Below are 13,101 nucleotides of genomic sequence, written 5' to 3'. Positions count from 1 at the left end.
TCCCCGGCCGCGTCGACCGCCCGCGGCCCCGGGGCCGCGGCCGCCACGTGGTCGCGCGCCACCGTGCGCCCGTCCATGCCGTCATTGCTCAGGGCGTCGGCGGCCTTGTTCCGGGTCCGCGGGATCCAGCCCCAGTCGAGGTCCACGCCCCGGTCACGGAGCTGCCGGCACAGGCCCTGCGCCTCCTGGGCCAGGCGCCGCATGTCGGGGTGCTTGATCTTCCACCGCCCGGCCATCTGCTCGATGACGAGCTTGGAGTCCATCCGCACGGCCACCGTGTCCCCCGCCGACAGGTCCGCGAGGTCGAGCACGGCCTGCAGACCGGCGAGCAGGCCGGTGTACTCGGCCACGTTGTTGCTCGCCCTGCCCAGCGGCGCGGCGCGCTCGGCCAGCAGGGCCCCCGCAGGGTCGCGCACCAGGGCGCCGTAGCCGGCCACCCCGGGGTTGCCACGCGAACCGCCGTCGGCCTCGATCGTCCAGGTCGCCATGGTCAGCCCTCCTGCGTGCTCACGGTGAAGTCCCAGGGGTCGGTGACCGTGGTGCTCACCAGCACCTCGGGGCGTGCGCCCGTGGTGCGCTCCACCTCGTCGGCGAGCCGCTCCCCCGCGCCGGCCAGCCAGAGCGACTCGGTGGCCCAGTGCCCGGCGTCGATGACGAAGGGACCGTCCACGCCGCCGCTGCGGGCCGCGAGCAGCCCGTGCTCGCGGAACTCGCTCACCGGGTGGTGGCGCAGGTCGGCGGTCACGTAGACGTCGGCACCCGCCTCGCGCACGGCGTCGAACTCCCGGTCGCCGGAACCCCCGAGCACGGCCACGCGCTCCACCCGCCCGTCGCGGGGGCCGGCCACCCGCAGGCCCACCGGGGCGCCGGGCAGCACCGCGGCGAGGTGCTGCGCGAACCCCTCGAGGGTGGTCTCGGTGGGAAGCTGTCCCACGCGCCCGAGCGGCTGTCCCTCGGGCTCGACCAGCGGCTCCACGTCGCGCAGGCCCAGGGCAGCTGCCAGGGCGTCGTTCACGCCGCCGGTCGCCACGTCCGCGTTGGTGTGCGCCGAGTACAGGCCCACCCCGCCCTCGGAGAGCGCGAGCACCGCCGCCCCCTTCGGCTCGCTGGGCACGACGGCGTGCAGGCCCGCCCGCAGCAGGTGGTGGTGGGTGACCAGCAGGTCGAAGCCGCCGGCCACCGCCTCGTCCACCACCGCGAGGGTGGGGTCGACCGCCATGAGCACCCGCCGCACGGAGGCGGAGGGGTCACCGACGGTCAGCCCCACCACGTCGCCGGAGAGCGCCGTGGCCGGCGGGAACATCCCGTCGAGCACCTCGACGACGTCGGACAGGGAACAGGTGGAGTTCTCCATGTGGGCCCGGCCGGGATCGAACCGACGACACCTGCGGTGTAAACACAGTGCTCTGCCAGCTGAGCTACAGGCCCCACGCGCGGCGGGCGCGCCGGGTCATCCTCCCACCCGGCGGCCGTGCGCCGCGTCGTTCAGCCGCGCCGACGCGTCGGGCGGCCGAGCTTGGTGGCCAGCCAGGTCTCGTCGAGCTGCAGCGAGCTCTGGGCCTGGAGGCCGGCGGTCTTGGCCGCCTCGTCGACGTCGGCCTGGTCGACGTGCAGGTCGTGCTTGAGGTTGGGCGTGGCGAGCAGGACGAAGCCGTCGTCCTCGAGCCCGGCGAGCGCGTCGACGCAGTCGTCGGTGAGGTCGCCGTCGCCCTGGCGGAACCACAGCAGGCACACGTCCACCGGGCCGGTGTAGGACTCGTCCTCCAGCGGCGCGCCGGTGACCTCCTCGATGGCCAGGCGCAGGTCCTCCGGGACGTCCTCGTCCCAGCCGACCTCCTGCACGATCTGGTCGTCGGTGAAACCCAGCCGGTCGGCCAGGGCCCGTGCGTCCGCCGTTGCGGTCGCCTCCACGTGGTCCTCCTCGATGTGGTGATCGTCACTGCCCGTCGGGCAGCGTCGTCGCGCCTCCACGGTGCGGTGGCGCGACACCATGATGCCCGACGCCCGTCGCCCCGCTTCGCCGGCACCCGCACGGGCGGCCCACCGGGGGCCCGTCCGCCCTCCGGGTGGAACAATGGCGGGCAGACGTCTGCACACTCCGGTGCAGGCAGCCCGCCGGGCACGCCACGGTCCCCGTGGCGTGCGGCGCGTGTGAGGAGGAGAAGCTTCGTGACGACCAAGGACACCGGACCGATCCTGAACGGCCTGCCCAGTCAGCTCCCGGACATCGACCCCGAGGAGACCGCCGAGTGGCTCGACTCCCTCGACGGACTCGTCGACGCGCGCGGTCGCGCCCGCGCGCGCTACGTGATGCTGGAGCTGCTCAACCGGTCGCGCGAGCAGCAGGTCGGCGTGCCCTCCCTGACCACCACCGACTACATCAACACGATCGGCCCCGAGGACGAGGCGTGGTTCCCCGGTGATGAGGAGGTGGAGCGCCGCTACCGCGCGTGGATCCGCTGGAACGCCGCCATCATGGTGCACCGCGCCCAGCGCCCGGGCGTCTCCGTGGGTGGCCACCTCTCCAGCTACGCCTCGGCGGCCACGCTCTACGAGGTCGGCTTCAACCACTTCTTCCGCGGTCGCCAGCACCCCGGCGGCGGCGACCAGATCTTCTTCCAGGGCCACGCCTCCCCCGGTATCTACGCGCGCGCCTTCATGGAGGGCCGCCTGACCGAGGACCAGCTCAACGGCTTCCGCCAGGAGAAGTCCCACTACGTGGACGGCAAGCTCCTGGCGCTGCCGAGCTACCCGCACCCGCGCTCGATGCCGGACTTCTGGCAGTTCCCCACCGTCTCCATGGGTCTGGGCCCGCTGGGCGCCATCCACCAGGCGCAGTTCAACAAGTACCTGCACAACCGCGGCATCAAGGACACCTCCGAGCAGCACGTGTGGGCCTTCCTCGGCGACGGTGAGATGGACGAGCCGGAGTCGCGCGGCGCCCTGCAGCTGGCCGCCAACGAGGAGCTCGACAACCTCACGTTCGTGGTCAACTGCAACCTGCAGCGCCTGGACGGCCCGGTGCGCGGCAACGGCAAGATCGTGCAGGAGCTCGAGGCCTTCTTCCGCGGCGCCGGCTGGAACGTCATCAAGGTGCTGTGGGGCCGTGGCTGGGACGAGTTGCTGGCCGCCGACCGCGACGGCGCGCTGGTGAACCTCATGAACAAGACGCCCGACGGCGACTTCCAGACCTTCCGCGCCAACGACGGCGCCTTCGTGCGCGAGCACTTCTTCGACCGCGACCCGCGCACCAGCAGGATGGTCAAGGACTGGTCCGACGACGACATCTGGTGGAAGCTCAAGCGCGGTGGCCACGACTACCGCAAGGTGTACGCCGCCTACCAGGCCGCCATGAACCACTCCGGCCAGCCGACCGTGATCCTGGCGCACACCATCAAGGGCTACTCGCTGGGCTCGCACTTCGCGGGCCGCAACGCCACGCACCAGATGAAGAAGCTGACGGTGGAGGACCTCAAGGGCTTCCGCGACAGCCTCAAGATCCCGGTGCCGGACTCCGCCTTCGAGAACGACCAGTTCGCCGCGCCGTACTACCACCCGGGCAAGGACGACGAGACCATCCAGTACATGCTGGAGCGCCGTCGCAAGCTGGGTGGCGACCTGCCGGCCCGCCTCTCGGAGCACGTGCCGCTGAACCTGCCGGCCGAGAAGACCTACGACGTCGGCCGCAAGGGCTCGGGGACCCAGGAGGTCGCCACCACGATGGCCTTCGTGCGCATCCTCAAGGACATGATGCGCGACCCGGAGATCGGCAAGCGGATCGTGCCGATCATCCCCGACGAGGCCCGCACGTTCGGCATGGACGCGTTCTTCCCGACGAACAAGATCTACAACCCCAACGGGCAGAACTACCAGTCGGTGGACGCCAACCTCATGCTGTCCTACAAGGAGAGCGAGCAGGGCCAGCTGCTGCACCTGGGCATCAACGAGGCCGGCTCCGTGGCCGCCTTCACCGCGGTGGGCTCGTCCTACGACACCCACGGCGAGCCGATGATCCCGGTGTACGTCTTCTACTCGATGTTCGGCTTCCAGCGCACCGGTGACGGCATCTGGGCCGCCGCCGACCAGCTCTCGCGCGGTTTCCTCATCGGGGCCACGGCCGGCCGGACGACGCTGGCCGGCGAGGGCCTGCAGCACATGGACGGCCACAGCCCGCTGCTGGCCCACACCAACCCGGCGATCGTGTCCTACGACCCGGCGTTCTCCTACGAGATCGCCGAGATCCTCCAGGACGGCATGCGCCGGATGTACGGCCCGGACGCCGAGGACGTCATCTACTACCTGACGGTCTACAACGAGCCGATGGTGCAGCCGAAGCAGCCCGAGGGTGTGGACACCGAGGGCATCCTCAAGGGCGGCTACCTGCTCGCCGAGGGCGAGGCGGAGGGCCCGAAGGCCCGCCTGCTCGCCTCCGGCGTGGGCGTGCCGTGGGCGCTGGACGCCCAGGAGGAGCTGGCCGAGCACTGGGGCGTCAACGCCTCGGTGTACTCGATCACCTCCTGGGGCGAGCTGGCCCGCGAGGCCACGCAGTGCGACGAGGACGCCTTCCTGCACCCCGAGGACGAGGCCCGCACCCCGTACGTGCAGCAGCTGCTGCCGGCCGGCGAGGGCCCCATCGTGGCCACGAGCGACTACATGCGCGCCGTGCAGGACCTCATCGCCCCGTGGATGCTCGACGACTTCTACAGCCTGGGCGCGGACGGCTTCGGCTTCTCCGACACCCGCCCGGCGGCCCGCCGCTTCCTGCACATCGACTCCGCGTCGATGGTGGTCAAGACGCTGCAGATGCTGGAGAAGCGCGGCGAGGTGGAGAAGGGCACCGCCCTGAAGGCCGCCGAGCACTACCAGCTGCTCGACACCCGCGCCGGCACCTCCGGCAACTCCGGCGGCGAGAGCTGACCGGAGGTCCCGGACCACGACGCAGCCCCACCCCCTCGGCGAGGGGGTGGGGCTGCGTCCTTCCCGGATCCTGCCGGCTCAGGCGCGGCGGGCGGCGCGGTGCCCCAGGGCGGCACCCGCCAGCAGGAGCGCAGCTCCCCCGGCCACGAGCGGCAGGCGCGGCGCCGGGGTGGCCTGCACGCCGGTGTCCACGATCGGACCGCCCCGCCAGGCGTCACGGGTCTGCACGGCCAGGCCCGGCTGGTCGGAGAAGACACCGTCGACGCCGGCATCGAGGTGGGCACGGATCAGCGTGTCCATGTCACCGAGCTCGGTGGGGTCCTCGGAGCCGCGCAGCGACTCCGGCAGGTGCTCGTTCTCCGCACGGAAGGTGTACGGGGTCACCTTGAGGCCGGCCGCGTGGGCGTCGGCCACCAGTGAGGTGGGCTCCCCGAGCACGCCACCCTCCTCGGGCACCACCATGGTGCGCTCCGGACCGATGGCGTCGACGTCGCGGGCCAGCTCGCGCAGGCCGGCCGGCTTCATGAGGTCGGCGTAGGTGCGGGAGTCGCCGGCGGCGGTGAAGTCGTAGGGCTGGCCCTCGTACCAGGAGAGGAAGACCAGCGGCACGCGCGCCTGAAGGGTGCGGTTGAGGTCCACGAGGTTCTGCACCTCGAAGCTCTGGATGGCGACCGGCGCGTCGGCGTGGTTGAGCTCGGCTTCCTCGAGGGTGCGCACCACCTGCTCCTCCATGCTCAGGCCGATGCCGTCGAAGTAGGTGGGGTGCTTGATCTCCGGGATGATGCCGATCTCGCGGCCGGTCTCGGCGCTGAGCCGCTCCCGCAGGGCGATGACCTCGTCGAAGGTGGCCACCTCGAACTGGCCGTCGTAGCGGGTGTTGCCCGGGCGGATGTCCGGGATGCGCTCCGTGGCCCGCAGCGTCTTGAGCTCGGCGAGGGTGAAGTCCTCGGTGAACCAGCCGGTGAGCTCCTGGCCGTCGACCGTCTTGGTGGTCCGGCGGTCGGCGAACTCGGGGTGGTCGGCCACGTCCGTGGTGCCGGAGATCTCGTTCTCGTGGCGGGTCACCAGGACACCGTCCTTGGTGCTCACCAGGTCGGGCTCGAAGAAGTCGGCGCCCATGCGGACGGCCAGCTCGTAGGCGGCCAGGGTGTGCTCCGGGCGGTGGCCGGAGGCGCCCCGGTGGCCGATGACCCAGGGCGTCTCGGCGGTGAGCACGGGGTGGTCGGTGGACTCGGGCGTGGTGGGACCGGCGCCGGTGGCGGCCCCGGCGGCCGCGGGGAGGGACCCGGTGAGACCGACGGCGACGGCGAGGGCAGGGGCGAGGGTGCGAGGGGTGATGTGCATGGGGCCCAGCCCACATCGGGCAGGTGCACGGGCGGCACCGGCGGGGTGAGCGTCCGGGGAACGGCACCTGAACGGATGCCGAACCGCGCGGGCCGGGAGCGGGCCCCGGCCCGCTGCCCGATGTTGTGGTGGACCTACAGTTGCGCCCATGACTGCGCCCCAGGTGGCCGAGGGGACCCTCGCCCGACTGCTCGAGCAGGTCTCCCCCCTCACCCACGCCGCCCTGCACGAGATGGAGCGGCACGAGTGGTACCGCGCCCTGCCGGCCCGGCACCGCTCCGGCGTGGGCGTGGTGGCCGAGTCCGGCATCCGGGCCTTCGCCGAGTGGCTCTCCGGGCCGCGCGACCCCGGCCGCGCCACACTGGTGTTCGCCGACGCCCCGCGCGAGCTGAGCACGGCGCTGAGCCTGGAGCAGACCATCGAGCTGGTCCGGGTCACCGTGCGCACCGTCGAGGAGTCCGTGGAGGACCTGGCCCCCACCCGTGCCGAGCGCGACCGGCTGCTCCTGGCCTGCCTGCGCTTCAGCCGGGACGTCGCCTTCGGGGCCGCCTCGGTCTACGCCCGCGCCGCCGAGGCACGCGGCTCGTGGGACGCCCGGCTGGAGTCCCTCGTGGTCGACGCGGTCGTCCGCGGCGAGGCCACCGAGGACGTGCACTCCCGGGCCGCCGCCCTCGGCTGGGGCCAGGCCAGTGGCGTGGCCGTGGCCGTCGGCACCACGAGCGACCTGGGCGACGAGACCGAGGTGCTGCGCCGTGTGCGCACTGCCTGCCGACGGCATCGCAGGGAGGCCCTGGTGGCCCTGAGCTCCGGGCGCGTGGTGGTGGTGCTCAGCGGGTTGGAGGCCCAGGAGGACGCCTTCGCCCCGCTCACCGAGACGTTGGACGCCCCGGTGGTGGTGGGTCCGGTGGTCCCCCACCTCTTCGCCGCGGGGCGCTCGGCACGCGCCGCGCTGGCCGGGTGGGCTGCTGCGCGGGCCTGGCCCGACGCCCCCGCGGCCGTGCGCTCCAGCGAGCTGCTGCCCGAGCGCGTCCTCGCCGGCGACGAGGCCGCCCGGCGGGAGCTCACCAAGCTCGTCGTGCGCCCGCTCCAGGAGGCCGGGCGGGACCTCCTGGCCACTGCCGAGACCCTGCTCGCCCAGGGCGGAGCGCTGGAGGCCTCTGCCCGGGCACTCTTCGTGCACGTCAACACGGTGCGCTACCGGCTCTCGCGGATCGACGAGCTGGTGGGCCTGGACCTCACCGACCCCCGGGACGCCTGGACACTGCGGGTGGCCCTGGCCGTGCACCGCATCGACACCCCGCGGGGACCGGGGTGGCGCCGCTCGGTGCAGACCGACGGCTGACCACCGGCTGCGGCCTCGCCACCCCGACCACTTGGAGGTTTCCTCCAAGAATGCCCCGACGGTTCGGTGACGAAGCACGGCCCCGCCCCTGCTCCCCGCTTGCCAGAGTGGGGCCCGTGCTTGCGATCGTCTGCCCTGGACAGGGCGCCCAGACCCCCGGATTCCTCGCCCCTTGGCTGGAGCTGCCCGGCTTCGCCGACCGCATGGAGTGGCTCTCGGCGTGCGCAGGCCTCGACCTCGTGGCCCACGGCACCACCTCGGACGCCGACACCATCCGCGACACGGCCGTGGCCCAGCCGCTCATCGTCGGCTCCGGCCTGGTTAGCTTCCTGGCGCTCTTCGAGCATCCGGCCGAGGCCTACCGGATGGTGCGCGCCGGCGCCGGCCACAGCGTGGGTGAGATCACCGCCGCCGTGGGTGCGGGCGTGCTCACCGCCGAGCAGGCGATGGTGTTCGTGCGCGAGCGGGGCAAGGGCATGGCCGAGGCCTCGGCCGTCACGCCCACCTCGATGCGCGCCGTGGTCGGCGGTGACGAGGGGGAGGTCGTCGCCGCCGTGGAGGCCGCCGGCCTGACCGCCGCCAACCGCAACGGTGCCCGCCAGGTGGTGGCCGCCGGCACCGTGGAGCAGCTCGAGGCCTTCGCCGCCGCACCGCCCCGGGGCACCCGCGTCATCCCGCTGCAGGTGGCCGGCGCCTTCCACACCGAGCACATGGCCCCGGCCGTGGAGACGCTCGCCGGGTACGCCCGCGCCATGAGCACCCACGACGCCCGTATCGACCTGGTGTCCAACGCCGACGGCAACGTGCTGCGCTCTGGCACCGAGGTGCTCAGCCGCCTCGTCTCGCAGGTCTCCCGCCCCGTGCGCTGGGACCTGTGCATGGACTCCCTGGCCGACATGGGCGTCACCGGCGTCATCGAGATCCCGCCGGCCGGCGTGCTCACCGGCCTGGTGAAGAAGCACCTCAAGGGCGTGGAGGCCCTCGCCCTCAAGAGCCCCGAGGACCTCGACGAGGCGCGCCGCATGCTCCGCGAGCACGGCGAGGCCGCCACCGAGGGCGGCGACGCCCCCACCTGGCGCATGCTCGTCTCCCCCGGCAAGGGCACCGTGGACCTGTCGGGCTGCCAGAAGCCCGAGGGGGCCCGCGTCACCGCCGGCGAGCAGGTGGCCACCGTGCGCACCCTGCGCGAGGAGCTGCCGGTCCGCGCCACCGGCGACGGCCAGGTGGTCGAGTGGCTGGTCACCGACGGCGACCCCGTGCACCCCGGCCAGCCGCTGGTGCGCGTCCACCCCCGCCAGGAGGCGTGATGCAGGCCCTGCGCACCCAGACCACGCTGCGTCCGGCGGCCATCACCGGCGTGGGCGCCTACCGCCCCTCCCGCGTGGTGCCCAACGACGAGCTCGTGGAGGCGATCGACTCCTCCGACGAGTGGATCCAGCAGCGCACCGGCATCGTCGAGCGCCGCTGGGCCACCGAGGAGGACACCACCCTCTCGATGGCGACCGCCGCCGCCCGCGAGGCCCTCGAGGCGGCGGGCATCACCGGTGAGCAGATCGGTGCCGTCGTGGTGGCGACCGTCTCCAACCCGATGCGCACCCCCGGCGTGGCCCCGATGCTGGCCGCCGAGCTCGGCTCGCAGGCTCCGGCCTTCGACCTGTCCGCGGCCTGCGCGGGCTACTGCCACGGCATCGCCCTGGCCAACGACATGGTGGGTGCCGGCACGGCCGACCACGTGCTCGTGGTGGGCGTGGAGTACCTCAGCCAGTTCACCGACCTCAGCGACCGCGGCACGGCCTTCCTGTTCGCCGACGCCGCCGGTGCCGCCGTGGTCAGCCTGGCCGAGGCGTCCGGCATCAGCCCCACCGTGTGGGGATCGGACGGCTCGCAGTGGGAGCTCATCCGCACCCGCGAGGACGGCATGCTCACCATGACCGGCAACTCGGTGTTCCGCTGGGCCGTCTGGGAGATGGCCAAGGTCGCCCGCCGGGCGATGGAGGCCGCCGGGGTGACCGCCGAGGAGCTCGACGTCTTCATCCCCCACCAGGCCAACGCGCGGATCACCGCCGAGATGGTCAAGCAGCTCAAGCTGCCGGAGTCGGTCCGCGTCGCCGACGACATCCGCCACACGGGCAACACCTCGGCCGCGAGCGTGCCGGTGGCCACCGCGCGCATGCTCGCCGAGGGGCAGGCCCGCTCGGGCGACATCGCGCTGCAGTTCGGCTTCGGCGCCGGGCTGGTGTACGCCGCCCAGGTCGTGCGACTGCCCTGACATGCTCCCGCCGGTCCGGCGGGTCAACACCGGACCACGACAGGTCGGCAGCTGCCGACGACACCGGGCCCCCGGGCCCACCACCAGGAGGAATCCATGGCCCAGACCGACGACCAGATCCTGACCGTCCTCGCCGAGGTCGTCAGCGAGGAGACCGGCATCGAGCCGGCCGAGGTGACCCCGGAGAAGTCCTTCGCCGGCGACCTCGACATCGACTCCCTGTCGATGATGACCATCCTCGTGAACGTCGAGGAGAAGACCGGCGTCGCCATCCCCGACGAGGAGATGGGCAACCTGAACACCGTCGCCGACGCCGTGAACTACATCAAGACCCACCAGGCCTGAGGCCACCCCCGAGGGGCCGGGCGGCCTCTGCAGAACGCCCGGCTCCTCATCCCTGACTTCCCCTCACCACCACCGGAGGAACCATGACCGACGTCGTCGTCACCGGCCTGGGTGCCATCACCCCGCTGGGTGGCACCGCCCCCGAGAGCTGGAAGGCCCTGCTCGCCGGCACCTCCGGCGCGCGCGCCCTGCCGAGCGAGTGGAAGGAGCAGTACGGCCTTCCCGTGGAGTTCGCCGCCCAGGTGGTTGCCGACGTCGAGGACGTGCTGCCCCGCGTGCAGGTCAAGCGCCTGGACCGCACGGCCCAGTTCGCCCTGGTGAGCGCCAAGGAGGCGTGGGCCGACGCCGCCACCCCCGAGGTGGACCCGACGCGTCTGGCCGTGGTGATGGGCACCGGCATCGGTGGTGTGGTGACCGTGATGAACCAGTGGGACGTGCTGCGCGAGAAGGGCACCCGCCGCGTCTCGCCGCTCACCGTCCCGATGCTCATGCCGAACGCCGGCGCCGCCGCCGTCTCCCTGGAGCTGGGCGCCCGCGGCGCCTCGCGCACGCCGGTGAGCGCGTGCGCGTCGGGCGCCGAGGCCGTGGCCACCGGACTGGAGATCCTGCGCCGCGGCGAGGCCGACGTCGTCGTGGTGGGCGGCTCCGAGAGTTGCGTCCACCCCATGCCGATGGCGGGCTTTTCCCAGATGCAGGCCCTGTCCACCCGCAACGACTCCCCCACCACCGCCTCGCGCCCCTACGACACCGACCGCGACGGTTTCGTCCTCGGCGAGGGCGGGGGCGCGCTGGTGCTCGAGACCGCCGAGCACGCCGCGGCCCGTGGGGCCCGGGTCTACGCGCGGGTGCTGGGCGCCGGCATGACCTCCGACGCGCACCACATCGCCGCCCCGGAGCCCGAGGGCGTGGGCGCCGGCGACGCGATGACCTTCGCCCTGCGTGACGCCGGCGTGCGGGCCACGGACGTGGTCCACGTCAACGCGCACGCCACGAGCACCCCGGTGGGCGACGTGGCCGAGTCCAAGGCGATCCGCCGCGCGTTCGGCTCCGCGGCCGACGGCGTGGCCGTCTCGGGCACCAAGTCCCTCACCGGCCACCTGCTCGGTGGCGCCGGCGCCGTGGAGTCCGTGCTCACGGTCATGGCCCTGCACGAGCGCACCGCCCCGGCCACGGCCAACATCGACACCTTCGACGAGGCGATCGACCTCGACGTGGTGCGCGGCGAGCACCGCCCCCTGCCCCAGGGCGACCTGGTGGCGCTGAACAACTCGTTCGGCTTCGGCGGCCACAACGTGGCCATCGCCTTCGGGAGCGCGTCGTGACCGCCGCGCCCGGAACCCCGGCCGGGTCGCGCGTGAACGCCGCCGGAAAGCCGCCCCGCGAGGAGGACCCCCGCAACCCGGTGGCCCGCCTCGAGCGCTTCTTCGACGACGGCTCCTGCGAGCTGCTCACACCGTGGGGCGACGAGGGCATGGTGGCCGCCAAGGGCCTCGTCCAGGGCGTCGAGGTGGTGGCCTTCGCCGCCGACCCGACGATCCAGGGCGGCGCCATGGGCGAGGCCGGCTGCAAGGTCGTCCTCGTGGCCTACGAGGCGGCCATGGCCGCTGGCGCCCCCGTGGTGGGCCTGTGGCACTCCGGCGGCGCGCGCCTGGCCGAGGGCGTGGTGTCCCTGCACGCCGTGGGTGAGGTCTTCGCGGCCATGACCCACGCCTCGGGGCGCATCCCGCAGATCTCCCTGGTGCTCGGCCCGGCCGCCGGCGGCGCGGCGTACGGCCCGGCGCTCACCGACCTCGTGGTGCTCGGCCCCGAGGGCCGCGTCTTCGTCACCGGCCCCGACGTGGTGCGCTCGGTGACCGGCGAGCAGGTGGACGCCCTGCGCCTGGGCGGCCCCGAGCCGCACAGCCGCCGCTCCGGCGTGGTCCACGTGGTGACGAGCACCGACGACGAGGCCTTCGAGCGCACCCGCGCCCTGTGCGCCCTGCTGGGCGACCAGCGCAGCTTCGACACCGCCTCGGTGGTGGACCGCGACCTCGCGGCCACCTTCCCCACCTCTCCCAAGCGTGCCTACGACGTGCACCCGCTGGTGGCCGACCTGCTGGACGGCGACGGCGCCGGCGACGACCTCAACCCGATGGCCGTCACCCTGCCCCCGGACGCGGTCGAGCTCCACCCCCGCTGGGCGCCCAACATCGTCACGGTGCTCGGCCGCCTGGGCGGCCGCACGGTGGGCGTGGTGGCCAACAACCCGATGCGCCTGGGCGGCTGCCTGGACTCGTCCTCGGCGGAGAAGGCCGCGCGCTTCGTGCGCCTGTGCGACTCCCTCGGGGTGCCGCTCGTGGTGCTCGTGGACGTGCCGGGCTACCTGCCGGGCGTGGGTCAGGAGTGGGACGGCGTGGTGCGCCGCGGCGCCAAGCTGCTGCACGCCTTCGCCGAGGCCGTGGTGCCCCGCGTGACGCTGGTGACTCGCAAGACCTACGGCGGCGCCTACATCGCCATGAACAGCCGCTCGCTGGGTGCCACCAGGGTGTTCGCCTGGCCGCAGGCGGAGATGGCCGTGATGGGCCACGTGGCGGCCGTGCGCATCCTGCACCGCCGCAAACTGGCCGAGGTGGAGGGCGAGGAGCGCGCCCGCCTGGAGCAGGAGCTGGCCGACGAGCACGCAGTGCTCTCCGGTGGACTGGCCCGCGGCATGGAGATCGGCGTCATCGACGACGTCATCGAGCCGGCCGTGACGCGCTCGCGCATCGTGGAGGCCCTGGCCGAGGCCCCGCAGCGCCGCGGTGAGCACAACAACATCCCGCTCTGAGGCCGGTCCCCGCTCCGCACGGGGCGGGGACCGCCCGCACGACGAGACGCCGGTGGGCACCCCACGGGGGCCCACCGG

At 73.3% G+C, this 13,101-nt stretch carries 11 protein-coding genes and 1 tRNA gene; 7 read left to right on the top strand and 5 right to left on the bottom strand.

Annotated features, from left to right (window positions below):
• From HMPREF3099_RS00955 to HMPREF3099_RS00940, 4 genes are all read right to left on the bottom strand, one after another.
• The coding region (locus HMPREF3099_RS00955) for a reverse transcriptase-like protein (protein WP_141761913.1) at positions 1–488 on the bottom strand (488 nt) is incomplete at its 3' end.
• Positions 489–490: 2 nt separating this feature from the next.
• On the bottom strand, positions 491–1,354 hold the full coding sequence (locus tag HMPREF3099_RS00950) for a Nif3-like dinuclear metal center hexameric protein (protein ID WP_070703338.1): 864 nt from the start codon (positions 1,352–1,354) through the stop codon (positions 491–493).
• A gap of 1 nt (position 1,355) precedes the next feature.
• Positions 1,356–1,428, bottom strand: a tRNA-Val gene (locus tag HMPREF3099_RS00945).
• A 57-nt stretch (positions 1,429–1,485) separates the two neighbouring features.
• Positions 1,486–1,911: a DUF3052 domain-containing protein gene (locus tag HMPREF3099_RS00940; RefSeq protein WP_070703341.1), complete on the bottom strand. Its 426-nt coding sequence runs from the start codon at positions 1,909–1,911 to the stop codon at positions 1,486–1,488.
• 258 nt (positions 1,912–2,169) lie between these two features.
• Between HMPREF3099_RS00940 and aceE the strand changes: the two genes are divergently transcribed.
• Entirely contained in the window at positions 2,170–4,917 is a 2,748-nt protein-coding gene (gene aceE / locus HMPREF3099_RS00935; RefSeq protein ID WP_070703337.1) for a pyruvate dehydrogenase (acetyl-transferring), homodimeric type, read from the top strand.
• 78 nt (positions 4,918–4,995) lie between these two features.
• On the opposite strand, the gene HMPREF3099_RS00930 is transcribed toward aceE, so the two are convergent.
• Positions 4,996–6,261: a glycerophosphodiester phosphodiesterase gene (locus HMPREF3099_RS00930; RefSeq protein WP_070703336.1), complete on the bottom strand. Its 1,266-nt coding sequence runs from the start codon at positions 6,259–6,261 to the stop codon at positions 4,996–4,998.
• A 148-nt stretch (positions 6,262–6,409) separates the two neighbouring features.
• On the opposite strand from HMPREF3099_RS00930, the gene HMPREF3099_RS00925 reads away from it, so the two are divergent.
• The 6 genes from HMPREF3099_RS00925 to HMPREF3099_RS00900 all read left to right on the top strand — a co-directional run bounded on the left by HMPREF3099_RS00925 (position 6,410) and on the right by HMPREF3099_RS00900 (position 13,023).
• Complete coding sequence (locus tag HMPREF3099_RS00925; RefSeq protein ID WP_070703335.1) at positions 6,410–7,603, top strand: PucR family transcriptional regulator; 1,194 nt, start codon at positions 6,410–6,412, stop codon at positions 7,601–7,603.
• Between the two features lie 116 nt (positions 7,604–7,719).
• On the top strand, positions 7,720–8,910 hold the full coding sequence (locus HMPREF3099_RS00920; protein WP_070703340.1) for an acyltransferase domain-containing protein: 1,191 nt from the start codon (positions 7,720–7,722) through the stop codon (positions 8,908–8,910).
• Complete coding sequence (locus HMPREF3099_RS00915) at positions 8,910–9,872, top strand: beta-ketoacyl-ACP synthase III (RefSeq protein ID WP_070703334.1); 963 nt, start codon at positions 8,910–8,912, stop codon at positions 9,870–9,872. Before HMPREF3099_RS00920 ends, HMPREF3099_RS00915 begins: the two co-directional genes overlap by 1 nt.
• Positions 9,873–9,968: 96 nt before the next feature.
• Positions 9,969–10,217, top strand: coding sequence for an acyl carrier protein (locus tag HMPREF3099_RS00910; protein WP_070703333.1), 249 nt, complete (start codon positions 9,969–9,971; stop codon positions 10,215–10,217).
• A gap of 83 nt (positions 10,218–10,300) precedes the next feature.
• Positions 10,301–11,539, top strand: a complete 1,239-nt coding sequence (locus HMPREF3099_RS00905; protein WP_070703332.1) for a beta-ketoacyl-[acyl-carrier-protein] synthase family protein — start codon at positions 10,301–10,303, stop codon at positions 11,537–11,539.
• A gap of 32 nt (positions 11,540–11,571) precedes the next feature.
• The gene (locus tag HMPREF3099_RS00900; protein ID WP_070703339.1) at positions 11,572–13,023 is read left to right on the top strand and encodes an acyl-CoA carboxylase subunit beta; all 1,452 of its coding nucleotides are present in this window, start codon (positions 11,572–11,574) and stop codon (positions 13,021–13,023) included.
• The last annotated feature ends 78 nt before the right edge of the window (positions 13,024–13,101 follow it).

It is taken from the genome of Kytococcus sp. HMSC28H12 (assembly GCF_001816045.1).
GTDB lineage: Bacteria > Actinomycetota > Actinomycetes > Actinomycetales > Dermatophilaceae > Kytococcus > Kytococcus schroeteri.
Note: the sequence above shows the minus strand (reverse complement) of the source record. Positions and strands in the feature narration are given on the sequence as shown.